A 23796-nucleotide genomic window follows, 5' to 3' on the forward strand; every position below is an offset into this window, starting at 1 on the left:
ATGCCGCAGAAACTACAGGTCGCGATCGTCGGATCCGGCAACATCAGTACCGATCTGCTCTACAAGCTGCTGCGCTCGGAGTACCTGGAGCCGCGCTGGATGGTGGGGATCGACCCGGAGTCCGAGGGGTTGGCCCGGGCCCGGAAACTGGGGCTGGAAACCACCCACGAAGGGGTGGATTGGCTGCTGGCGCAATCGGAGAAGCCGGACATGGTGTTCGAGGCGACGAGTGCCTACGTACACCGTGACGCGGCTCCGCGCTACCAGGAGGCCGGGATCCGGGCGATCGACCTGACCCCTGCGGCGGTCGGACCCGGGGTGATCCCGCCGGCGAATCTGCGTCAACATCTGGACGCGCCGAACGTGAACATGGTGACCTGCGGTGGGCAGGCCACCATCCCGATCGTGCACGCGGTCAGCCGGGTGGTCGAGGTGCCCTACGGCGAGATCGTCGCCTCGGTGTCGTCGGCCTCGGCCGGCCCGGGTACCCGGGCGAACATCGACGAGTTCACCAAGACGACCAGCGCGGGTGTGCAGAACATCGGCGGCGCCAAGCGCGGTAAGGCGATCATCATCCTCAACCCCGCCGATCCGCCGATGATCATGCGCGACACCATCTTCTGTGCCATCCCCGAGGACGCCGACCGCGAGGCGATCGCGCAGTCGATCCGCGACGTCGTGGCCGAGGTGCAGACCTACGTGCCCGGATACCGGCTCCTCAACGAACCCCAGTTCGACGATCCGTCCATCAACTCGGGCGGTCAGGCCCTGGTCACCACGTTCATCGAGGTGGAGGGTGCCGGTGACTATCTGCCGCCCTACGCGGGCAATCTGGACATCATGACCGCGGCGGCGGCCAAGGTGGGCGAAGAAATAGCGAGGGATCGCGTCAACCAGGTGCCGGCAGGAGCGCAATCATGAGTACCGAGGACATCTACTTCAACCCGATGTGGGACATCCGGATGACGGATACGTCGCTGCGCGACGGCTCGCATCACAAGCGTCACCAGTTCACCAAGGACGAGGTGCACGCGATCGTCGCCGCGCTGGATGCTGCGGGCGTGCCGGTCATCGAGGTGACCCACGGTGACGGGCTGGGCGGGTCCAGCTTCAACTACGGGTTCTCCAAGACCCCGGAGCAGGAGCTGATCAAGCTGGCCGCTGAGACGGCCAAGGAGTCCAAGATCGCCTTTCTGATGCTGCCGGGTGTGGGCACCAAGGAGGACATCAAGGAAGCACAGAACAACGGCGGCTCGATCTGCCGGATCGCCACCCACTGCACCGAGGCCGACGTGTCGATCCAGCACTTCGGGCTGGCCCGCGAACTCGGTCTGGAGACCGTGGGCTTCCTGATGATGAGCCACACGATCCCGCCGGAGAAGCTGGCCAAGCAGGCGCGCATCATGGCCGACGCCGGATGCCAGTGTGTGTACGTCGTGGATTCGGCGGGCGCGCTGGTCCTGGAGGGGGTGCGTGACCGGGTGGCCGCGCTGGTCGCCGAACTCGGCGACGACGCCCAAGTCGGTTTTCACGGCCACGAGAATCTCGGCCTGGGGGTCGCCAACTCCATCGAGGCCGTGCGGGCCGGTGCCAAGCAGATCGACGGTTCGTGCCGGCGGTTCGGCGCGGGTGCCGGTAACGCACCGGTCGAAGCGCTGATCGGGGTGTTCGACAAGATCGGCGTGAAGACCGGTATCGACTTCTTCGACATCGCCGACGCCGCCGAAGAGGTGGTGGCGCCCGCCATGCCCCAGGAGTGCCTGCTGGACCGCAACGCGCTGATCATGGGGTACTCGGGCGTGTACTCGAGCTTCCTCAAGCACGCGATCCGCCAGTCCGAGCGCTACGGCGTTCCGGCCCACAAGCTGCTGCACCGGGCCGGGCAGCGCAAGCTGATCGGCGGCCAGGAGGACCAGCTCATCGACATCGCGCTCGAGATCAAGCGTGAGATGGAGTCCGAGCAGGCTGCTGCCGGCTAGCCGATCTGCGCGCGCCGCCGGCGAACGAACCATCCGACGACCAGTACGCCGACTATCGCGAATACGCCGTACTGGTAGCGGGATGCCCACTGTGAGACGGCTTCCCAATTCCCGCCGAGATGGAAGCCGGCGACGACGAGCAGACTGTTCCAGCACGCGCTGCCCAGCGCGGTGAGGGTCAGGAACCGCATCACCGGCATGCGATACATGCCGGCCGGTACCGAGATCAGGCTGCGAACCACGGGGATCATCCGTCCGAACAGCACCGCCTTGTCCCCGTGGCGGTGGAACCACGACTCGCTCTTGGCGAGGTCGTCGAGGGAGAAGAACGGCAACCGGTCGACGAGCCGATGGATCCGGTCGCGTCCGAGCAGGGCACCGATCAGATACAGCACGACGGCGCCCACGACCGAACCCGCCGTCGTCCACACGATCGCCTCGGCCAGCGTCATCTCGCCGCGCGCCGCGGCGAATCCGGCGAGCGGCAGGATGATCTCGCTCGGCAGGGGAGGGAACACGTTCTCCGCGGCGATCGCCGCACCGGCACCCGCACCACCGAGCCGCTCCATCAGCCCGACCGCCCAGCCGGCCACTCCGCCGATCTCACCGGGTTCGTTTGCCAGCGCGGGGGCGTCCATGCCATCGAGAATAGAGGCGGGGCCGACCGCGACCTGTCGGTGCAGCCGGGCACGATAGGCAGATGACCGCCCGCACCGCGACCCGCAGTGATGCCCAGCAGATCCTCGAACAGCTGGCCGGTCCGGGCGCGACGCTGCGGGACGACCAATGGTCGGCGATCGAGGCGCTGGTGGTCCATCGCAGGCAGGCCCTGGTCGTCCAGCGGACCGGCTGGGGGAAATCGGCGGTCTACTTCATCGCCGCCAAACTGCTGCGAGCCGGTGGGCGCGGGCCCACGGTCATCGTGTCTCCGCTGCTCGCCCTGATGCGCAATCAGGTCGCGGCCGCCGATCGGGCCGGTGTGCACGCGGCGACCATCAATTCCGGCAACGTCGCCGAATGGGACGACATCCACACGCGGGTCCGCCAGGGTGAGCTCGACGTGCTGCTCGTCAGCCCGGAGCGGCTCAACAACCCCGACTTCCGTGACAACGTGCTGCCCGCACTGGCCGCCGACGCCGGACTGGTCGTGGTCGACGAGGCGCACTGCGTCTCGGACTGGGGTCACGACTTCCGCCCGGACTACCGGCGTATCCGCACCCTGATCGCCGAGCTCGGACAGGACATCCCGGTGCTGGCCACCACCGCGACCGCCAACGACCGGGTGGTCGACGATGTGGCAACCCAACTCGGGGTCGGTGGTCGAGACACCCTTGTGCTGCGCGGCGGGCTCGACCGGGAGTCGCTGCGGCTGTCGGTGGTCACCGCGGGTAATCCCGCTCAACGGGCAGCGTGGGTCGCCGCACACCTGGCCGAACTGCCCGGCTCCGGCATCATCTACACCCTCACCGTGACCCAGGCGCATGACATCGCCGCGCTGTTGCGCGAACACGGGCACCCGGTCGCCGCCTACACCGGGTCGACCGACCCCGCCGAACGCGAACAGCTCGAGGGCGATCTGCTGCGCAACCGGGTGAAGGCCCTGATCGCGACGTCGGCGCTGGGGATGGGATTCGACAAACCCGATCTCGGCTTCGTGGTCCACCTCGGCGCGCCGTCCTCGCCGATCGCCTACTACCAGCAGGTCGGCCGCGCCGGGCGCGCCACCGCCAGCGCCGAGGTCGTCCTGCTGCCCGGTCGGGAGGACCAGGAGGTGTGGCGGTATTTCGCGTCGGTCGCGTTCCCGGCGGAGACCACGGTGCGCCGGGTGATCGACGCACTCGAGCCTGACCGGCCGCAGTCGACCGTCGCGCTCGAACCTCTCGTCGACCTCAACCGCAGCAGGCTGGAGATGGTGCTCAAGGTGCTCGACGTCGACGGTGCGGTCCGCCGCGTCAAAGGCGGCTGGCTGGCCACCGGCGCCCCCTGGGCCTACGACGAGCAGCGCTACCGGCGGCTCGACGACGCGCGCCGTCGCGAACAGCAGGCGATGCTCGACTACCAGGAGACCACCGGGTGCCGGATGGCCTTTCTGCGCCGCCAGCTCGACGACCCGCAGCTGCGCGAGGGTGACCGCTGCGGCCGCTGCGACAACTGTGCCGGCCCGCGTTTCACCGCCCTGGTCGACGCCGCGGCCGTCGACGACGTCCGGGAACGGCTGATGCGGCCGGGAGTCGAACTCGCCGCCCGCCGGCAATGGCCCTCCGGGTTGGTCAAGCTCGGTCTGGATCTGAGCGGACGCATCGGCGACGGTCCGTCGACCGGCCGCGTCATCGGCCGGTTGACCGACCTGGGGTGGGGCGCCCGGCTGCGGCGGCTGCTCGACGAGCCCGACGCGGAGGTGCCCGACGATGTGGTGCGCGCGGCGGTCGACGTGCTTGCCGCCTGGACGTGGCAGACCCGTCCGGTGGCGGTGCTCGGCCTGGATTCGCACACCCATCCCACGCTGATCCGGTCGGTGACCCAGCGGTTGGCCCAGCTGGGCCGGCTGACCGACCTGGGCACCCTGCGTTACCGTCCCGACCGCCGCCCGGTGACCGCCGCGAACTCGGCCTATCGCGTTGCCGGCCTGCATGATTCGTGGGAGAACCCCGACATCGGCGCACCGGGTGGTCCGGTGTTGCTGGTCGACGATGTGGCCGACACCGGCTGGACGCTGACCATGGCGGCACGGGTGGTGCGGGCCGCCGGGGCGCCCGAGGTGCTGCCCTTCGCGTTGGCCTCGGTCAGCTGAGGCCGCCGAACCGGGCACTCAGCGCCCGCGCGGTCGCCACCACGCCCTTGGCGTGTCTGGTGATCTCGGCGTCGGTGAGCGCGCGGCCGATCTGCAGCGACACCACCATGATCTGACGCCGGTGGTGGTCGAACACCGGGGCGGACACGACACTGATGTCGTGGCGCTGGCGGCCGCCGTCGGATTCGTCGCGCAGATACACCCGCTCACCGACGTCGGAGATCAGTTCCCCCAGCAGGGCCCGCAGTTCGTCCGGCAGCGTGCTCGACATACCCGCCATGAGCGAATAGAGCCGACGTCCGCGCGGGGTCAACCGCTCCACCAGGTAGCCCGCGCTGCGGCAGTGCGCGACAACCCTGTCGAGATGCTCGGATTCGGTGCGCAGCGCGATGGTGGGCTCTTTGGCCAGCCAGGTGCGCAGCGCTTCGTCATCCCACAGGACGAACATCAGGCCGACCGGTGGGGCGAATGGGTAGCTCTCGCCCACCCGCACTCCGACGTCCGTTCCGGCCGGTCCGACCAGTTCCAGCAGGGTGATGCGGTCGTCGATCACCGCGGACAGGGCTGCGGTGGTGCCGAAGGCCCCGGACAACCGCCGGAGTTCCTCGCGCGCAGCGGGATCGACGCGCATCGACTCCTGTGCGGTGTGGCCCAACGCGATCAGGGCGGGGCCCAGGCGGTAGGTCTTGTCCTGCGGGTCGCGAAGCAGATAACCGGCCTCGGCCAGGGTGGTGACGATGCCCAGGCACGTCGGCTTGCTGAGCCCGTTTCGGCGCGCGAGATCCGAGAGGCCGAACCGGTCATGCGGATTGCGGGACAGGAACTCCAACAGGGCGATGACCCGTGCCGTCGGCGGTGAGGTCCGCCCCGTGGTCGCGTCCGCCATCGCCGCCCCGCCCGTTGACTCGAATTGGAACACGTTCTAGTGTCGGACCAGAACTCTACCAGCACGGTCCAATATTGAACCGCGGGAGGCGCACCGCCCATGTACGCACAACCACTGGCCGACGCCATCGCCGAGGCCGAAAGCCTGGTGGCGGCGGCGCCGTTCATCGAGTCCGAAGCCGACCTGCTCGAAGGTCTGCAGTACCTCGCCGGCTGTATCGCGGCGTGCACGCACGTCGCGTTCGACTACGACCGCGAGCATCCCTTCCTGCACAGCGGCACGGGTCCGTTCACCAAGATGGGGCTGGACAACCCGGACACGATGTACTTCGGCACCCGGGTTCAGCCCGGCCACGAGTACGTCGTCACGGGACGGCGCGGCACCACGACCGACGTGAGCTTCCAACTCCTCGGTGGCGAGTACACCGACGAGAACGTCCCGGACAGCGAGACCGCGTTCGACGACCGCCGGCTCGACATCGCCGACGACGGCACCTTCGAATGGCGCTTCACCCCGGATACGCCCGCGCAGCTGGTGATCCGCGAGGTCTCCAACGACTGGTCGGCCCAGCGCGGTACCTTCGCGATCTCGCGCACCGACACGGCCGGCACCGCGCCGCCGCCGCTCAGTAGAGAGCTCATCGAGAAGCGCTACGCCGTGGCGGGCAAGCAGCTGGTGCAGCGGGTGAAAACCTGGCTGCAGTTCCCGCAGTGGTTCTACGACTCCCTGCCGGTCAACACGCTCACCGCTCCACGGCTGACGCCAGGCGGGCTGGCGACCCAGTATTCGTCGGTCGGCCACTACGACCTGCGCGACGATCAGGCGATCGTGATCACGCTGCCGGTCAGCGACGCCCCCTACGTCGGATTCCAGCTCGGCAGCCTCTGGTACATCTCGCTGGACTACATCAACCATCAGACCTCGCTCAACGGCACCCAGGCTCAGCCCGACCCCGACGGCAAGATCCGCATCGTGGTCGCCGAACGCAACCCCGGCGTCACCAACTGGTGTGAAACCCTCGGCCACGCCAAGGGCTATCTGCAGTTTCGCTGGCAACGCGTGTCGCGGGAGCTGACCGCCGCCGACGGCCCGACGATGGAGATCGTCGACGTCGACCGGGTCGGCGCCGCGTTGCCCCACTACGAGCACAACAAGATCTCAGAACAGGATTGGCGGGCGCGGATCGCGCTGCGGCAGAAACAGATCGGCGAGAGGATGGTGGGCTGAGCGATGTCCGGACTGCTGAAGGACAAGGTGGTCGTCGTCAGCGGGGTGGGGCCCGCCCTGGGAACCACGCTGGCGCGTCGGTGCGCTGAGAACGGTGCCGATCTGGTGCTCGCCGCGCGGACCGTGGAGCGCCTCGAGGATGTCGCAGGACAGGTCGCCGACCTCGGCCGCCGCGCGGTGACGGTGGGCACCGACATCACCGACGGCGACCAGGTCGACAATCTCGTGGCCGCGTCGCTGGAGGCCTATGGCCGGGTGGACGTGTTGATCAACAACGCTTTTCGGGTGCCCTCGATGAAGCCGCTGGCCAACACCACCTTCGAGCACATTCGCGAGGCCATCGAGCTCACGGTGCTGGGCGCACTGCGCCTCACCCAGGGCTTCACTCCCGCGCTGGCCGAGTCGAACGGGTCGGTGGTCAACGTCAACTCGATGGTGGTGCGGCACTCGCAGGCCAAATACGGCGCCTACAAGATGGCGAAGTCGGCGCTGCTGGCCATGTCCCAATCGCTGGCCACCGAACTCGGCGAGCAGGGTATCCGCGTCAATTCGGTTGTCCCGGGTTACATCTGGGGTGACACCTTGAAGTCGTATTTCAACCACCAGGCCGGCAAATACGGCACCACGGTCGAGGAGATCTACAAGGCCACCGCCGCGGCCTCGGATCTCAAGCGACTGCCGACCGAGGACGAGGTCGCCTCGGCGATCCTGTTCATGGCCAGCGATCTGTCCAGCGGGATCACCGGTCAGACGCTCGACGTCAACTGCGGGGAGTACAAGGCGTGAGCGCACGCACCAATGTGGGCACTGTCGAAGACCTGCACGCCTCGGCGATCAAGGCCTGCGGCCTCGAGGACTTCGGCCCGGACGACGACAACTACCGCGAAGCGCTCGGCGTGCTGCTCGACGCGTATGCCCGCGAGGCGGATCTGACCGAGCTCGGCAGCAAGATGCAGCGGTTCTTCGTGCGCAACGCGCTGGTGGCACGCCTGGTATCCGAGGCGGCGTTCAAGCAGTATCCGCAGCACCTCGACGTGCCGATCGAGGCGCCCATCTTCGTCACCGGACTGCCGCGCACCGGGACCACGGCACTGCATCGGCTGCTGGCCGCCGACCCGCGTCATCAGGGTCTCGAGCTGTGGCTCGCGGAGTTCCCGCAACCGCGACCGCCCCGGGAGACCTGGTCGCAGAACCCCGTCTTCCAGCAGCTCGACGCACAGTTCACCAAGGCGCACGAGGAGAACCCCGACTACACCGGGCTGCACTACATGACCGCCGACGAGGTCGAGGAGTGCTGGCAGTTGCTGCGCCAGAGCCTGCATTCGGTCTCCTACGAGACGTTGGCGCACATCCCCAGCTACGCGCAGTGGCTGGCCCGCCAGGACTGGGTCAAGCCGTATCAGCGACACCGCCGCAACCTGCAGCTGATCGGCCTCAACGACCCCGAGAAACGCTGGGTGCTCAAGAATCCGAGCCATCTGTTCGCCCTCGACGCGCTGTTCGCCACCTACCCCGACGCGCTGGTGATCCAATGTCACCGACCGCCGGAGACGTTGATGGCGTCGATGTGCTCGCTGGCGCAGCACACCACGGCGGGGTGGTCGAACACCTTCGTCGGCGAGGTCATCGGCGCGGATTCGATGGAGACCTGGTCACGTGGCCTGGAGCAGTTCAATCGCGAACGCGCCAAGCACGATTCGTCGCAGTTCTACGACATGGACTACTTCGACTTCATCAAGGATCCGGTGGCTGAGGTGGAGAAGATCTACCGGCATTTCGATATCGAGGTCACCGATGAGTCCCGCACGGCCATGGTGGACAGCCATGAGGAGAGCAAGAAGGGGCCGCGCGCGCCCAAGCACTCCTATTCGCTGGGCGATTACGGCCTGACCGACGAACAGGTCAAGGAGCGCTTCAAGGGGCTGTAGCTGACGGCGAGGATCAGCCGTCGCCGGGGGAGGGGGCGCTCGAGAACTCCTCGAGGCACCCCTCGGCGACCGCGTGTTTGATGCTGTCGGCCAGCCGCGGGCAGGACCGCGACCGCGCCGGCTGTCCGCCGGCCTCGCGGATCTCGCTGAAGAACGCGCACCGTGAGGTGGCCTGCGAGTTCCACTGCACCGCGGTGTGACCGGGTCCGAGCTTCTTGACGTCGACCGACACATGACAGAAGCGGCAGTCCACCGACACCAGCCCCGACCTCAGATACCGCTCGCGGTCGCGGGCGGTGGCCTCCTGGAGGGCCCGCGCCCGCTCCGGACCGAAGGCCGGCGCCTTGGACCACGAGCCGGTACCGCCACCGCCGCCCGCGGGGTGGTCGTCGTCATCGTGGGCGCCGTAGAGCTCGAGCATCGACCGCGCGAGCTGGTCGACGTCGGGCGCCCGGTCGCGAGGGGCCACTACTGCTGAGCCTTCTCTGTTTCCTTCTCGGCCTCTTGCCGCTTGAGGTTCTCCGCCACCTCGGTATTCCAGTACTCGTTGGCCGCGGTGGTGTCGACCTCGATCTCGAAGCGGTCGGTCATCTCCGACGTGACGTCGGCGGCGTCGACGTAGAACTGCTGGTACCAGCGGCGCAGCTGATACACCGCACCGTCTTCCTCGACCAGCAGGGGATTGTCGATCCGGGTCTTGTGCTTCCAGATCTCCACGTCCTGCAGGAAGCCCTTGCTGACACCCTCGGTGAACACCCGGGCCAATTTGTCGGTCGTCTTCTCGTCGAGGCCCTTGGGCTTCTCCACGATGACACCCCACTGCAGGACGAACGAATCCTGCGTCACCGGGTAATGACAGTTGATCAGGATCGACTCGGCCTTGAAGCCGCCGTAGTTGTTGTGCAGCCAGTTGATCATGAACGACGGCCCGAAGTAGGACGCCTCGGAGTCCAGATGCGCCTCACCGTAGGTGGTGCCCATGTCACCGACGTCGGGCCGACCGACGTTGTGCAGGTACTGGCTGGCGATGTGGCCTTCGAACACGTTCTTGAAGTACGTCGGCAGGCCGTAGTGGATGTAGAAGAAGTGCGCCATGTCGGTGACGTTGTCGATGATCTCGCGGCAGTTACTGCCCTCGATGAGCATCGTGTTCCAGCGCCAGTCGGTCCACTCGTCGCTCGCGAACTCCGGGATGTCGGGGATCCGGACATCCTCCGGCGGCGGGTTGCCCTCGTGATCGTGCCAAACGAACAGCAGGCCACCGCGGACGTCGGTATGCCAGGCGCGGGTGCGGGCCAGCCGCGGCGTGCGCTTGGCGTAGGGAACGAGCTTGCATTTCCCATCGCCGCCCCAGCGCCAATCGTGGAACGGGCAGGCGACCGTATCGCCCTTGATGGTGCCCTGCGAGAGATTGCCCCCCATGTGGCGGCAGTACCCGTCGAGCACCTTCAGCTCACCCTGCGAATCGGCGAAGACGACCAGCATGGTGCCGAAGATCTCGATGCCGTGGGGTTGGCCGTCGAGGTAGTCCTTGACAGGCCCCAGGCAGTGCCAGCCACGGGCAAAGCGGTCGGGCAGCGTACCCGTGTCGATCTCGCGGATACCGCTGTGAGCGGTGTCGGTCTTCACCTACGCCTCCAGAATCTCGGCTTCTAACTAGAACACGTTACAGTTTTGCCCCGCGGTCCCGCAATAATTAAGGCGTGACCTGCGGCATACCCCTGGACGGATGGCCTGAACCGGTGCCCGCCGGATTCCTGCCGCAGATGTCAGCTGACGGCGGCATGCGTCGGCGGGGGGCTTACGGTGGATCCATGCGAGTCGGACAGGTGGCCGGGCTGTGGCGGTATCCGGTCAAATCGCTCGGCGGTGAGCGTATCGAACAGACCGACATCGGTGGGCGCGGAGTGCTCGGCGATCGGCTCTGGGCGGTCCGCGACGTGGAGAACGACGTGACGGCGACGGCGCGACGCATGCCCGTCCTGTTGACCGCCTCGGCGCGCTATGCCGACCCGGTGCCGGCCCACGCCGGACCGGGTCGGGTGCCCGATGTCGAGATCACGTTCCCCGACGGTGCAGTGCTGTCCAGCTGCGACGACGGCGTACATGCGAAGCTCTCGGAGTTGGCCGGCCGCGAGGTGCGCCTGACCGCACTGCCGCCGGCCGACGACACCAGCCTGCACCGGCTGAGCCCCGCCGAGCGGGACAATGCGTCGATCGCCGCGCTGCGCAAGGACTTCGGTGTCGACGATGGTGAGCGGTTCCCGGATCTGTCCATGTTCCGGATGGCGGACCTGGCCACCTTCGCCCGCTACTCCACCCCGCCCGGCATGTTCGTCGACCTCGCCCCGGTACACGTCATGAGTCAGACCAGCCTGGCGACGATCGCGGCGGAGATCGGCGATGACGTCGGGTCCGTCGATGTCCGGCGGTTCCGGCCCAACATCGTGCTCGCCCTCGACGACCCGGCCGGCGAGCTGCCCGAACACGACTGGACCGGCGGCAAGCTGAGCCTGGGCGGCGCCGTGCTCGAGGTCACCATGCCGACCATCCGGTGCGTGGTGCCCAGCCGAGCACAACCGGGTCTCGACGTCGATCGGCGGGTCACCAAAGCGGTCGCCGCGAAGGCGAATCGGTGCCTGGGCAGCTACTGCTGGGTGGACGCCGGTGGTGCGGTGCGCGTCGGCGATGCCGTGAAACTCCGACCGCACCGGCCCAACCTGTTCGCCGGCGCCGCGAAGCGGGCCAAACGCCTGGCGTTCGGGGCCGCGACAGCGGCGGTGGACCGGATCTCGCGCTAGGCCGCGGGGATCAGCGCTCTTGCCACCCCGAGTGGATGTAGGTGTCGGCGAAGCGCTTCATCGAGTCGATCTTCTGGTCCACCGGGGCGTCGAAGGGCAGACCCTCGAACACCCACGGAATACCGATGTAGTCGGTGACCCCGACAGCGGCCAGCTCGCGATGACCATCGACGCCGAACTTGTCGATGCACACGGCCTGGTATTCGAACGGGTCGTCGGCGCGGCCGGCGTCGGACAGCATCGTCTTGAGCTTGCTGATCGTCTCAGCCAACTGGTCGCACGTCATCATCGCGCTGGTCCAGCCGTCCCCGATGCGCACCGCCCGTTTGAGTGCCACGTTGGTGTGCCCGCCGACGTAGAACGGCACCGGCACCGAGGGCTCGGGGCTCATCTGGAGTCGGTCGAAATCGTAGAAATCGCCGTGGAATTCGACCATGCCGCCGGCCAGCACCAGCTTGATGACGTCGATCATCTCGTCGACACGCTTGCCGCGCTTGGCGTAGGGCACCCCGCACCACTCGAATTCCTCGGGGGCCCAGCCGATCCCCACACCGAAGCCGAATCGGTTGTTCGTCAGGTTCGCCACCGACCCGACCTGGCGGGCCAGCAGCAGCGGGTTGCGCGAGCCGAGCTTCATCACATTGGTGTAAAAGCGCAGCTTCGACGTCACCGCACCCAACGCACCCGCGAGGATCAACGGATCGACCCAGGGTGAATTCTCGTCGAACATCCGCTTGCCGTCGGCGGTGTAGGGATAGTCGACGGACTGCTTCTCGAAGTAGAAGATGGAGTCGGGCAGCGCGATGTTGTCGAAGCCGAGTTCCTCAGCGGCCTTGGCGATCTCGATCAACTGGTCGAGCGGGCTGAAAGCGATGCTGACCGTGTACTTCATCATGAGGACTTGTCCCCGGGTTTATCCGAACTGACGACCCACATCGAGTAGTACTGCGCGCCGCCGCCGTAGGCGTGGCCGAGTGCCTTGCGCGCACCCTGCACCTGGTGCTCGCCGCCTTTGCCCATCACCTGGATGGCCGATTCGGCGAACCGGATCATGCCCGAGGCGCCGATCGGATTGGACGACAACACACCGCCGGACGGGTTGAACGGAATCCGCCCGGTCATGGCCGTCTCACCGGCCTCGGTGAGCTTCCAGCCCTCGCCTTCGGCGGCGAAGCCCAGGCTCTCCAGCCACATGGGCTCGTACCACGAGAACGGGACATACACCTCAGCGACGTCGATCTCGTCGATCGGGCTCTCGATACCGGCGGCCTTCCACAGTGCGGCGGCCGCGTCGCGGCTGGCCTGCGGGTTGACCTGATCGCGACCGGAGTAGGCGAGGGGCTCGGTGCGCAGGGCGGTGGCATGGACCCATGCCACCGGATGGCCGTCGGCCACGCGGGCATCGGCGCTCTCCTCGTCGCCGATGACCATCGCCGCCGCACCGTCGGACGACGGGCAGGTCTCGTCGTAGCGAATCGGGTCCCACAGCATCGGCGACTCCATCACCTTCTCCAGGGTGATGTCGGGCTGATGCAAGTGGGCCAGGGGATTCCGGGCGCCGTTCTGGCGATCCTTGACCGCGACCATCGCGCCGATGTGGGTCGGTGCACCGGAACGGCGGATGTAGGCGCGCACGTGCGGAGCGAAGTAGCCGCCGGCGCCGGCACCGACCGGCTTGGTGAACGGCACCGGAATGCTCAACGCCCACATGGCGTTGGACTCCGACTGCTTCTCCCAGGCCATCGTCAGCACCCGGCGGTACTTACCGGACTGCACCAGGCTGGCCGCGACGATCGCGGTCGAACCACCCACCGATCCGGCGGTGTGCACGCGGATCAGCGGCTTGTTGGTCGCACCGGTGGCGTCGGCCATGAACAACTCGGGCATCATGACGCCTTCGAAGAAGTCCGGAGCCTTGCCGACGACGACCGCGTCGATGTCGTCCATTGTCGCCCCGGCGTCGGCGAGCGCACGGTCGATCGCCTCGCGCACCAGGCCGTTCATCGAGACGTCCTTGCGCTTGGCGACGTACTTCGTCTGGCCGGTGCCCAGAACGGCAGCGAGCTTCTTACCTGTCTTCGGGGCCATCAGTTCTTCCCTTCCAGGACCGCGACCAGATTCTGTTGCAGCGCAGGCCCGCTCGTCGCGTGGGCAAGGACACGTGAGGCACTGCCGTCGAAGATGTGCTGGGCCGCCAAGCCGATCCGCTCCAAGCCGGCCGAGAACATCGGGTTCGCGGCGAGTGCGCCGCCGGACGGATTGATCCTCGTCCGGTCGGTCAGGCCGATGGCCTCCTTGAGAATCAGCTGTTGATGACTGAACGGTGCGTAGAGTTCGGCCACCTCGATCGAAGAGGTGTCGCCACCGGTGACGGCCTGCGCGGACGCAGCCGTCGACGGTGAGGTGGTCAGATCGCGCGCTCCGAGCACGGGGGTCTCGATGCGGTGCTCGATCCCGCTGATCCACGCCGGGCGCTCCCGCAGTTCGCGGGCACGGTCACCGGCGGCCAGCACGATCGCCGACGCCCCGTCGGTGATCGGGGCGATGTCGTGGCGGCGCAACGGATCCGCGAAATACGGCTGATTCAGCAGTTCGTCCACGCTGGTGCCCGGCTCGAGCCGGTCCACCCGGGGTGCCGCCGCCTGCGCGTCGAGGGCCACCTGGGCCATCTGTTCGGCGGTCCACTTACCCGAGTCCAGCCCGAACCGGGCCTGTAGACCGGCCATGCTCACCGAGTCCGGCCACAGCGGGGCCACGGTGTAGGGATCGGTCTGCAGGGCCAGCACCCGGCGCAGCGTGCCTGCCGAGGACTTGCCGAACCCGTAGACCAACGCGGTCTCGACCTCGCCGGTGAGAATCTTGATGTAGGCCTCGTAGAGCGCCCAGGCGGCGTCCATCTCGACGTGCGACTCGTTGATCGGCGGCACCGCGCCGATCGAATCGATCGCCGAGATGAACGAAAACGCCCGGCCGGCAAGGTAGTCCGAGGATCCCGAGCACCAGAACCCGATATCGGTCTGTTTGATGCCGAGCTCGGCGTACAGGTGGTGGAAGCACGGCATCAGCATTTCCACGCCATTGGTGGTGCCGTTGGTGCGACGGACGTGGGGCGCATGCGCGAACCCGACGACAGCAACTTCAGACATGCGCGATCCGCTCCGCTTCTCGCTGGTGGGTCATGGGTGTCAAATCCCTTTACAGGTGATGCTTGTAGGTGTCGTAGTCGGCATCGGGCTCACCCGTCGGCCGGAAATAGTCGATGTTGTCGATGCCGAGGCCCCACTCCTCCTTGGGCTTCCACACCGCCTGGACCCGCATACCCATCCGCACGTCCGCCGGGTCGATCTCGGTGACCAGGTGCAGGAACGGGATATCGGCCCCGTCGAGCAGTACATAGGCCGCGACGTACGGCGGCTTGATGCGCTGCCCCGCGAATGGGATGTTGATGATCGCGAACGTCGTCACCGTGCCCTTGTCGGGCAGCTCGACGTAGTTGTCCAGTTCGAGGCCGGTGGCCGGATTGGCTTCCTTCGGGGGGAAGTACACCTTGCCGTCTTCGCCGGTGCGGGCGCCGAGCAGCTTGCCCTGTTCGAGCGCGCGCAGGAAGGTGCTCTCCGGCAGCGACGCCGTGTGCTGGATCTCGATGGAACTGGGTGACACCAGCATCGTCACCGGCTCCAGACCCTCGGGTGCCGGCGGAACGTCTTCGGCCTCGTCGCCGAGGACGAAGTAGGCGATGTCGGTGATGGCCCCCACCGGCTCCTCGACCCAGTGCGCGTGCACCCGGGCGCCGGTACTGATGGCGTCGGAACCCGCGGCCCCCACATCCACGGCGTGGATCATCGGGGTGTCCGCACCGTCGAGCCGGATCAGCGCCCAGGCGAACGGCCGGTCCAGCGGCTGGCCTTCCAGCGGCGCCGGCTGCCATGTCCACGACACCACGGTTCCGACACTGCTCACCGGTACGATCTCGGTCAGCTGTTCGTAGGTGACCGGGTCGTATTCGGCCGGCGGGACGAGGACGCGGCCATCCGATCCGCGCACCCCGACGATGCGCCGAGCGCGCAGAGCAGTGAAGAACTCGCCGAGGAGTGGTCCTACTGAACGGGTGTAGTCGAATGACAGCCTCAGAGGCGCCGAAAGCGGCGGCTCATGGGGGTCGATCTGCACCGGGCTGCTTTGGCTGGTGGTCACGGCATCGAGTAGAACAGGTTCTAAGAATGGATTCAAGGGACCATGTAGACAGCCTAGAGAGGCGGCCGAAATGAAGCTCGGACTCCAACTCGGATATTGGGGAGCGCAGCCTCCGACCAACCACGCCGAACTGGTCACCGCGGCCGAAGACGCCGGTTTCGACACGGTGTTCACCGCCGAGGCGTGGGGTTCGGATGCCTACACGCCGCTGGCCTGGTGGGGCCGCGAGACCACCCGGATGCGCCTGGGGACGTCGGTCATCCAGCTCTCGGCGCGTACCCCCACTGCGTGTGCGATGGCGGCGCTGACGCTGGACCATCTGTCCGGCGGGCGGCACATCCTCGGGCTCGGGGTCTCCGGCCCGCAGGTCGTCGAGGGGTGGTACGGGGCGAAGTTCCCCAAGCCGCTGGCCCGCACCCGCGAGTACATCGACATCCTGCGCCAGGTGTGGGCGCGCGAGGCGCCGGTGCACAGCGACGGCCCCCACTACCCGCTGCCGCTGACCGGTGAGGGCACCACCGGCCTGGGCAAGAACCTGAAGCCCATCACCCACCCGCTGCGCGCCGACATCCCGGTGATGCTCGGCGCCGAAGGGCCCAAGAACGTCGCGTTGGCCGCCGAGATCTGTGACGGCTGGCTACCCATCTTCTACTCGCCGCGCATTGCCGGCATGTACAACGAATGGTTGGACGAGGGCTTCGCCCGCCCGGGCGCCCGCCGCACCCGCGAGACCTTCGAGATCTGCGCGACGGCGCAGGTGGTGGTGACCGACGACCGTCCCGCGATCATGGAGCTGATGAAGCCCCATCTGGCGCTCTACATGGGCGGCATGGGCGCCGAGGACACCAACTTCCACGCCGACGTCTACCGGCGGATGGGATACGCCGAGGTCGTCGACGACGTGACGAAGCTGTTCCGCAGCGACCGCAAGGACGAAGCGGCCAAAGTCATCCCCGACGAACTGGTCGACGATTCGGCGATCGTCGGTGATCTGGCGTTCGTGCAGGAGCAGATCAAGGCGTGGGAGGCGTCCGGCGTCACGATGATGGTGGTCGGCGCCCGCTCCGTCGAGCAGATCAACGACCTCGCCGCGCTGGTGTAGTAGACACTTGTTGCAAGGTGTCTACTACACGTTCTAAGTTGACGGTGTGACCGACACCTCACAGCACACCATCCAGGGAACGGTGCTGACCATGCCGGTCCGCATCCGTAGGGCCGACACCCACGTCGCGATGTTCTCCGTCTCGGCCGAGCCGGCGCAGCGGATGATCGACTACAGCGGACTGCGGGTCTGCGAGTACCGGTCCGGACGCGCGGTGGTGATGCTCATGCTGGTGCGCTACCACGAGGGCGATCTCGGGCAGTACCACGAATTCGGCACCGCCGTGATGGTGAACCGGCCTGGGTCGACCGCGAAGGGACCCGCCGCGATCGCCAAGGCGGGTGCGTTCATCCATCACCTACCCGTGAACCAGGGGTTCACCCTCGAGGCCGGCCGGCGAATCTGGGGCTTTCCCAAGGTGATGTCCGAGTTCCGCGTCCGGGAGACCCCGCGGTTCGACTTCGACATCAGCGTCGACGGGAAGCTGGTCGCCGGAATCGAATACGGCGCCGGGCTGCCGCTGCCGTCGGCGCTCACCGCGCGTCCGCAGATGCTCACCGCCTACAGCCATCTGGACGGGGTGACCCGGGAAATCCCCTGGGAGATGCGCAACAGCGGGATGCGCGTCGCCGTGGGCGGAGCCCGGCTGCGGTTGGGTGACCATCCCTACGCCCAGGAACTGCGCTCACTCGGTCTGCCGAAGCGCGCATTCGCCAGCCAGTCCTCTGCCAATGTTGAGATGACATTCGGTGACGCCCGGGAGATTCGATGACACAGGTCCTGTCCACCACGGCCGACTCCAGGCCCGACGTCGACCTGACCGACGGCACCTTCTACGCCGATCGCGGCGCGCGCGAGGCCTACCGCTGGATGCGAGCCAATCAGCCGGTGTTTCGCGACCGTAACGGGTTGGCCGCCGCGGCGACCTATCAGGCGGTGCTCGACGCCGAACGCAACCCTGAGCTGTTCTCGTCGACCGGCGGCATCCGGCCCGATCAGCCCGGCATGCCGTACATGATCGACATGGACGACCCGGCGCATCTGTTGCGGCGCAAGCTGGTGAATTCCGGGTTCACCCGCAAACGCGTGATGGACAAGGTGCCCTCGATCGAGCGGCTGTGTGACACGCTGATCGACGCGGTGTGCGAGCGCGGCGAATGTGACTTCGTCCGCGACATCGCCGCGCCGCTGCCGATGGCGGTCATCGGCGACATGCTCGGCGTGCTGCCCACCGAGCGGGAGATGCTGCTCACCTGGTCCGACGATCTGGTGTGCGGGTTGAGCTCCCACGTCGACGAGCTGGTGATCCAGAAGCTGATGGACACCTTCGCCGCGTACACCGCGTTCACCATGGACGTGATCGCCAAACGCCGCGCCGAACCCACCGACGACCTGTTCTCGATCCTGGTCAACGCCGAGGTCGAGGGTTCCCGGATGACCGACGACGAGATCGTGTTCGAGACCCTGCTCATCCTGATCGGCGGTGACGAGACCACCCGGCACACCCTCTCCGGCGGTACCGAGCAGGTGTTGCGGCATCGCGATCAGTGGGAGCGGCTGGTCGCGAACCCCGGCGAACTGCTTCCCGGCGCGATCGAGGAGATGCTGCGCTGGACGTCGCCGGTGAAGAACATGTGCCGAACCCTGACCGCCGACACCGAGTTCCACGGGACCGAGCTGAAATCGGGCGAGAAGATCATGCTGATGTTCGAATCGGCGAACTTCGACGAGTCGGTCTTCGGCGATCCCGATGAGTTCCGCATCGACCGGAACCCGAACAGCCACCTGGCCTTCGGCTTCGGCACCCACTTCTGTCTGGGTAACCAGCTGGCCCGGCTCGAGCTGCGGTTGATGCTGACCAAGGTGCTGCAGCGGCTGCCGGATCTGCGCCTGGCCGACAGCGCCCAGGTGCCGCTGCGCCCCGCGAACTTCGTCAGCGGGCCGGAGGCCATGCCGGTGGTATTCACCCCGACGGAGCGCGTGCTGTCGTAACGTCAGGCGCGATGACCGCTCCGTCAGCACCAAACCCGGGACTTGCCCCGTCTGCCTCCACGCCCGCGCAAACCCGCCGGGCCATCTGGAACATCATTCGGGGCTCGTCCGGCAACCTCGTCGAGTGGTACGACGTCTACATCTACACGGTGTTCGCGCCGTACTTCGAGGCCCAGTTCTTCGACGAGTCCGAGAAGAACTCCACGGTGTACGTGTACGCGATCTTCGCCGTCACGTTTGTCATGCGGCCGGTCGGATCATGGTTCTTCGGCCGGTTCGCCGACCGGCGTGGGCGCCGCGCGGCGCTGACGGTCAGCGTGTCGCTGATGGCGCTGTGCTCCGCGGTGATCGCGCTGGTGCCGTCGCAGGCCAGCATCGGCGCGGCCGCCGCGGTGGTCCTCATTCTGGCCCGTCTGGTCCAGGGCTTCGCGACCGGCGGCGAATACGGGACGTCGGCGACGTACATGTCGGAAGCGGCCACCCGGGAGCGGCGCGGCTTCTTCTCCTCGTTCCAGTACGTCACGCTGGTTGGCGGCCACGTGCTGGCCCAGTTCACCCTGCTGATCCTCGACGCGTTCCTCGACGACGACCAGTTGCGCGATTTCGGTTGGCGCATCGGCTTCGCCGTCGGCGGCGTCGCCGCGGTGGTGGTCTTCTGGCTGCGGCGCACTATGGACGAGTCGCTGTCCGAGGACGTCATCGAGGCGGCGAAGGCGGGGCAGGAGAAGCGGGCCGGCTCGATGCGTGAGCTGTTCACGACCTATCGCACGCCTCTGCTGATGTGCTTCCTGATCACCCTGGGGGGCACGGTCGCGTTCTACACCTACAGCGTCAACGCCCCGGCGATCGTGAAGACCGCGTACAAGGGCGAGGGCATGACGGGCACCTGGATCAACCTGATCGGGTTGATCTTCCTGATGTTGCTGCAACCGGTGGGCGGAATGCTCAGCGATCGGATCGGCCGTAAGCCGCTGCTGGTGTTCTTCGGTGTCGGTGGCCTGTTCTACACCTATGTGCTGATCACGTATCTGCCCCAGACCACCTCACCGCTGGCCTCGTTCGGTCTGGTGGCCGTCGGTTATGTGATCCTGACCGGGTACACGTCGATCAACGCGCTGGTGAAGTCGGAGCTGTTCCCGGCGCACGTCCGGGCGCTCGGTGTGGGAGTCGGTTACGCGCTTGCCAATTCGATGTTCGGTGGCACCGCGCCGCTGATCTACCAGGCGCTCAAGGCCCGCGATCAGGTGCCGCTGTTCATCGGGTACGTGACGGTCTGCATCGCGATCTCGCTGGTGGTGTATGTGTTCTTCCTGAAGAACAAGTCGAGCACCTATCTGGACCGTGAGCGGGGCGACGCGTTCCTGCGGGCCGGTCAGCGAGTGTGAAATCGTCGAGAGAATCGGCGTCGATTCTCGCAGTGCGTTCACACTCGCCGAGCCCACGCCCTTGACAGCCGGTCCACGATGACCGCCGGGGTGTCCCGGGAGGTGACCCGGATGTCGATCCACCCGAGTTCGGTGACGGCGTCGTGGCGGCGGATGTCCTTGGTGAACCTCTGCGGGTCGCGGTGGTGCGCTCCGTCGTAGTCCAGTGCGACTTTCATGTTCTCCCAGCCCATGTCGAGCACCGCGATGAGTTGGCGGTATTCGTCGTACACGGGGATCTGCGTGGTCGGTGGCGGAAAGCCGGCCCGGATCACCAGCAGCCGTAGCCAGGTTTCGCGGGGTGATTCGGCGCCCGGGTCGACCAGAGTCAGTGTGGTTCGGGCCGCCCTGATGCCGCGTCGTCCTCGGTACCGGTCGGCCAGCAATTCGACGTCGGCGACCTCCAGTTGGGTGGCCCGGGCGAGCGCGTCGATCTCCGCGACCGCCGTGTCGACGGGCCGCCGACACGCGATGTCGAACGCGGTGCGCGCAGCAGTGGTCACGCGGATGCCGTCGACCACGTTCACCTCGTCGTCGGCGGCGGCGAGATCGCGCCAGGTGCGGATTCCCGGACCGACGTGCCGGTTGTCGTAGATGAGCTCGGCGGGCGCGGTGTCGCGCAACCATTTCGCGCCGTGCAGTGCCGCTGCCGATCGGCCGGCGACCACGCCTCTGCGCCTTGACCACAGCCAGGCGGCGGATGCCCGGCCTGCCGCCGTGAGTTCGGTGCCGATCGGAACGTAGACGTCCGGATGCACCGCCACGAAGCGGCTGCGCAGCTGATACGGCGTGAGCCGACGCGCCGCGACGGCCTCACTCCCGATGAACGGTTCCCCCATGCCCGCAGTGTCGCGGCACCGTCTGACACGTTCGCGAGTGTGAAATCACTGCGAGAATCGGCGTCGATTCTCGCAGTGCGTTCACTTTCGTGGAGAAGCGGGCCGGCTAGCGCATCTTGAAGTTCGGCGCCCGCTTCTCCTTGAAGGCCAGCGGGCCCTCCTTGGCGTCCTCGGACAGGAACACCTCGATGCCGATCTTGGTGTCGATCTTGAACGCGTCGTTCTCGTGCAGACCCTCGGTCTCGTGAATCGACCGCAGGATGGCCTGGACGGCGAGCGGACCGTTGTTGTTGATCACCTCGGCGATCTCGAGCGCCTTGTCCAGTGCCGAGCCGTCGGGCACCACGTACCCGATCAACCCGTATTCGAGAGCCTGAGCGGCGGTGATGTGCCGGCCGGTCAACAGCAGATCGCACGCAATCGTGTACGGGATCTGCCGGACCAGCCGGACGGCGGAGCCGCCCATCGGGTAAAGGCTCCATTTTGCCTCGGAGATTCCGAACTTCGCGCTCTCGCCGGCGATGCGGATGTCGGTGCCCTGCAGGATCTCGGTACCGCCGGCGATGGCCGGACCCTCGACGGCGGCGATCAACGGTTTGGTCAGGCGCCGCCCTTTGAGCAGACCATCGATCCGCGACGGGTCGTAGCTGCCGTCCTTGAACGAGTCGCCCGGCGGCCGGGCCGTGGCCGCCTTGAGGTCCATCCCCGCGCAGAAGTAGCCGCCGGCCCCGGTCAGGATGCACGACCGGATCTCCGGATCGTTGTCGACACGGTCCCAGGCATCCACCATGATCGAGAGCATCTCGGTCGAAAGGGCGTTGCGTGCCTCGGGTCGGTTCAGCGTGACGATCAGCGTGTGTCCGCGCTGCTCAACGAGGGCGTCGGGGCCCTTTTCCGGTTGACTCACAGGTGTCCGCCTCTCAGCGTCGGTGCCACAGACTTGTCACGAAATGTAACACGTTCTAGTTTAGGTCCCGTGGCCCTGAACATCGCCGATCTTGCCGAGCACGCCATCGACGCCGTGCCTGACCGCGTCGCCCTGATCAGCGGCGACCAACAGCTGACCTACGGCCAACTCGAGGAGAAGGCCAACCGCTTCGCGCACTACCTGATCGACCAGGGGGTGCGGAAGGACGACAAGGTCGGCCTCTACTGCCGGAACCGCATCGAGATCGTCATCGCGATGCTGGGCATCGTCAAGGCGGGCGCCATCCTGGTCAACGTCAACTTCCGGTACGTCGAAGGCGAGCTGAAGTATCTCTTCGAGAACTCGGACATGGTGGCGCTGGTACACGAGCGTCGCTACTCCGACCGAGTCGCCAACGTGCTGCCCGAGACGCCGCTGGTGAAGACGGTCGTGGTGATCGAAGACGGCACCGAAGACGATTACTCCGGTTACGGCGGAGTTGAATTCGAGTCCGCGCTCGCGCAGAGCTCACCGGAACGCGACTTCGGGCCGCGCAGCGAAGACGACATCTACCTGCTCTACACCGGCGGCACCACCGGCTTCCCCAAGGGTGTGATGTGGCGCCACGAGGACATCTACCGGGTGCTGTTCGGCGGCACCGACTTCGCCACCGGCGAACCGTACGCCGACGAATACGACCTGTCCCGGCAGGCCGTCGAGAATGCGCCGATGGTGCGGTACCCGATTCCGCCGATGATCCACGGCGCGACGCAGTCGGCGACCTGGATGGCGCTGTTCGGCGGCCAAACCGTGGTTCTGGCACCAGAATTCGACGCCGACGAGGTCTGGAAGACGATCCACGACCACAAGGTCAACCTGCTGTTCTTCACCGGCGACGCGATGGCCCGCCCGCTGCTCGACGCACTGCTGGCACACCAGGACGGGGGCGATCATTACGACCTGTCGTCGCTGTTCCTGCTGGCGAGCACCGCGGCGCTCTTCTCGACCAGCCTCAAGGAGAAATTCCTCGAGCTGTTGCCCAACCGCATCATCACCGACTCCATCGGCTCGTCGGAGACCGGTTTCGGCGGCAGCAGCGTGGTGGCCAAAGGCCAGTCGCACACCGGTGGTCCGCGAGTCACCATCGACAAGAACACCAAGGTGCTCGACGAGGACGGCAACGAGGTCGAGCCGGGTTCGGGCAAGCGCGGTGTCATCGCCAAGTGCGGCCACATCCCGGTCGGCTATTTCAAGGACGAGAAGAAGACCGCCGAGACGTTCAAGACGTTTAACGGAATTCGTTACGCGATTCCCGGCGACTACGCCGAGGTCGAGGCCGACGGCACCGTGACGATGCTGGGCCGCGGATCGGTGTCCATCAACAGCGGTGGCGAGAAGATTTACCCCGAAGAGGTCGAGGCGGCTCTGAAGGGCCATCCGGACGTCTTCGACGCGCTGGTCGTCGGTGTCCCGGATCCGCGCTTCGGTCAGCACGTCGCGGCGGTCGTCCAGGTCCGCGAGGGCACTCGTCCGACCCTGGCCGAGCTCGACGCGTTCGTGCGTACCGAGATCGCCGGATACAAGGTTCCCCGCAGCCTGTGGCTGGTCGAGGAGGTCAAGCGATCACCGGCGGGTAAACCCGACTATCGATGGGCCAAGGACGTCACCGAAGCCCGCCCGGCCGACGAGGTTCACGCAAAGCATGTGGCAGGAGCAGAAGCATGAG

The 23796-nt window shown here is 66.9% G+C and carries 22 protein-coding genes; 12 read left to right on the forward strand and 10 right to left on the reverse strand.

The features are described 5' to 3' along the window. On the forward strand, positions 1-921 hold the full coding sequence (locus tag ACN27E_RS21375; protein ID WP_422744514.1) for an acetaldehyde dehydrogenase (acetylating): 921 nt from the start codon (positions 1-3) through the stop codon (positions 919-921). Beyond that, positions 918-1979 (forward strand): 4-hydroxy-2-oxovalerate aldolase, encoded by a 1062-nt coding sequence (gene dmpG / locus ACN27E_RS21380; RefSeq protein ID WP_422744516.1) that lies wholly within the window; start codon positions 918-920, stop codon positions 1977-1979. The genes ACN27E_RS21375 and dmpG overlap by 4 nt, the downstream gene beginning before the upstream one ends. Here the strand turns inward: dmpG and ACN27E_RS21385 are convergent. After that, positions 1976-2617, reverse strand: coding sequence for a DedA family protein (locus ACN27E_RS21385; protein ID WP_422744517.1), 642 nt, complete (start codon positions 2615-2617; stop codon positions 1976-1978). The genes dmpG and ACN27E_RS21385 overlap by 4 nt on opposite strands. A gap of 62 nt (positions 2618-2679) precedes the next feature. Between ACN27E_RS21385 and ACN27E_RS21390 the strand changes: the two genes are divergently transcribed. Beyond that, a complete protein-coding gene (locus tag ACN27E_RS21390) occupies positions 2680-4770 on the forward strand; it encodes a RecQ family ATP-dependent DNA helicase (RefSeq protein ID WP_422744519.1) in 2091 nt (696 codons plus the stop codon). Here the strand turns inward: ACN27E_RS21390 and ACN27E_RS21395 are convergent. After that, on the reverse strand, positions 4763-5656 hold the full coding sequence (locus tag ACN27E_RS21395) for an IclR family transcriptional regulator (protein WP_422744521.1): 894 nt from the start codon (positions 5654-5656) through the stop codon (positions 4763-4765). The two genes, ACN27E_RS21390 and ACN27E_RS21395, sit on opposite strands and share 8 nt — an antisense overlap. Before the next feature lie 99 nt (positions 5657-5755). Between ACN27E_RS21395 and ACN27E_RS21400 the strand changes: the two genes are divergently transcribed. Genes ACN27E_RS21400 through ACN27E_RS21410 form a run of 3 tightly spaced genes read left to right on the forward strand, consistent with a single transcriptional unit; the run spans position 5756 to position 8811 of the window. Further along, positions 5756-6883, forward strand: a complete 1128-nt coding sequence (locus tag ACN27E_RS21400; protein ID WP_422744523.1) for a hypothetical protein — start codon at positions 5756-5758, stop codon at positions 6881-6883. A gap of 3 nt (positions 6884-6886) precedes the next feature. Then, positions 6887-7669 carry an SDR family oxidoreductase gene (locus tag ACN27E_RS21405; RefSeq protein WP_422744525.1) on the forward strand — a complete coding sequence of 261 codons (783 nt, stop codon included), beginning with the start codon at positions 6887-6889 and terminating at the stop codon, positions 7667-7669. After that, the gene (locus tag ACN27E_RS21410) at positions 7666-8811 is read left to right on the forward strand and encodes a sulfotransferase family protein (RefSeq protein WP_422744527.1); all 1146 of its coding nucleotides are present in this window, start codon (positions 7666-7668) and stop codon (positions 8809-8811) included. The genes ACN27E_RS21405 and ACN27E_RS21410 overlap by 4 nt, the downstream gene beginning before the upstream one ends. Positions 8812-8824: 13 nt before the next feature. Here the strand turns inward: ACN27E_RS21410 and ACN27E_RS21415 are convergent, their stop codons facing one another. Both ACN27E_RS21415 and ACN27E_RS21420 read right to left on the reverse strand, forming a co-directional pair. Next, positions 8825-9232 (reverse strand): hypothetical protein, encoded by a 408-nt coding sequence (locus ACN27E_RS21415; protein WP_422750028.1) that lies wholly within the window; start codon positions 9230-9232, stop codon positions 8825-8827. Between the two features lie 47 nt (positions 9233-9279). Continuing rightward, positions 9280-10440, reverse strand: a complete 1161-nt coding sequence (locus tag ACN27E_RS21420; RefSeq protein ID WP_422744528.1) for a Rieske 2Fe-2S domain-containing protein — start codon at positions 10438-10440, stop codon at positions 9280-9282. Positions 10441-10625: 185 nt separating this feature from the next. On the opposite strand from ACN27E_RS21420, the gene ACN27E_RS21425 reads away from it, so the two are divergent. Continuing rightward, entirely contained in the window at positions 10626-11612 is a 987-nt protein-coding gene (locus ACN27E_RS21425; protein WP_422744530.1) for an MOSC domain-containing protein, read from the forward strand. 10 nt (positions 11613-11622) lie between these two features. On the opposite strand, the gene ACN27E_RS21430 is transcribed toward ACN27E_RS21425, so the two are convergent. Genes ACN27E_RS21430 through ACN27E_RS21445 form a run of 4 tightly spaced genes read right to left on the reverse strand, consistent with a single transcriptional unit; the run spans position 11623 to position 15806 of the window. Then, the gene (locus tag ACN27E_RS21430) at positions 11623-12504 is read right to left on the reverse strand and encodes a TIGR03619 family F420-dependent LLM class oxidoreductase (protein WP_422750030.1); all 882 of its coding nucleotides are present in this window, start codon (positions 12502-12504) and stop codon (positions 11623-11625) included. Then, on the reverse strand, positions 12504-13700 hold the full coding sequence (locus tag ACN27E_RS21435) for a thiolase domain-containing protein (protein WP_422744532.1): 1197 nt from the start codon (positions 13698-13700) through the stop codon (positions 12504-12506). The genes ACN27E_RS21430 and ACN27E_RS21435 overlap by 1 nt, the downstream gene beginning before the upstream one ends. Then, positions 13700-14758: a thiolase domain-containing protein gene (locus ACN27E_RS21440; protein ID WP_422744534.1), complete on the reverse strand. Its 1059-nt coding sequence runs from the start codon at positions 14756-14758 to the stop codon at positions 13700-13702. Before ACN27E_RS21440 ends, ACN27E_RS21435 begins: the two co-directional genes overlap by 1 nt. 49 nt (positions 14759-14807) lie before the next feature. After that, a complete protein-coding gene (locus tag ACN27E_RS21445; protein WP_422744535.1) occupies positions 14808-15806 on the reverse strand; it encodes a Zn-ribbon domain-containing OB-fold protein in 999 nt (332 codons plus the stop codon). Positions 15807-15876: 70 nt separating this feature from the next. Here ACN27E_RS21445 and ACN27E_RS21450 point away from each other — a divergent pair, with 70 nt between their 5' ends. From ACN27E_RS21450 to ACN27E_RS21465, 4 genes are all read left to right on the forward strand, one after another. Next, positions 15877-16908 carry an LLM class F420-dependent oxidoreductase gene (locus tag ACN27E_RS21450; RefSeq protein WP_422744536.1) on the forward strand — a complete coding sequence of 344 codons (1032 nt, stop codon included), beginning with the start codon at positions 15877-15879 and terminating at the stop codon, positions 16906-16908. A 91-nt stretch (positions 16909-16999) separates the two neighbouring features. Continuing rightward, the gene (locus ACN27E_RS21455; protein ID WP_422750032.1) at positions 17000-17680 is read left to right on the forward strand and encodes an acetoacetate decarboxylase family protein; all 681 of its coding nucleotides are present in this window, start codon (positions 17000-17002) and stop codon (positions 17678-17680) included. After that, complete coding sequence (locus ACN27E_RS21460; RefSeq protein WP_422744538.1) at positions 17677-18900, forward strand: cytochrome P450; 1224 nt, start codon at positions 17677-17679, stop codon at positions 18898-18900. Before ACN27E_RS21455 ends, ACN27E_RS21460 begins: the two co-directional genes overlap by 4 nt. Positions 18901-18911: 11 nt before the next feature. Beyond that, positions 18912-20285 (forward strand): MFS transporter, encoded by a 1374-nt coding sequence (locus ACN27E_RS21465; RefSeq protein ID WP_422744539.1) that lies wholly within the window; start codon positions 18912-18914, stop codon positions 20283-20285. 38 nt (positions 20286-20323) lie between these two features. Here the strand turns inward: ACN27E_RS21465 and ACN27E_RS21470 are convergent, their stop codons facing one another. Next, positions 20324-21163: a hypothetical protein gene (locus tag ACN27E_RS21470; RefSeq protein ID WP_422744540.1), complete on the reverse strand. Its 840-nt coding sequence runs from the start codon at positions 21161-21163 to the stop codon at positions 20324-20326. A 106-nt stretch (positions 21164-21269) separates the two neighbouring features. Next, positions 21270-22070: a crotonase/enoyl-CoA hydratase family protein gene (locus ACN27E_RS21475; protein WP_422744541.1), complete on the reverse strand. Its 801-nt coding sequence runs from the start codon at positions 22068-22070 to the stop codon at positions 21270-21272. A 69-nt stretch (positions 22071-22139) separates the two neighbouring features. Here ACN27E_RS21475 and ACN27E_RS21480 point away from each other — a divergent pair, with 69 nt between their 5' ends. Beyond that, the gene (locus ACN27E_RS21480; protein WP_422744543.1) at positions 22140-23795 is read left to right on the forward strand and encodes an acyl-CoA synthetase; all 1656 of its coding nucleotides are present in this window, start codon (positions 22140-22142) and stop codon (positions 23793-23795) included. Position 23796: the final 1 nt, after the last annotated feature.

This window comes from Mycobacterium sp. WMMD1722 (assembly GCF_049315205.1).
GTDB lineage: Bacteria > Actinomycetota > Actinomycetes > Mycobacteriales > Mycobacteriaceae > Mycobacterium.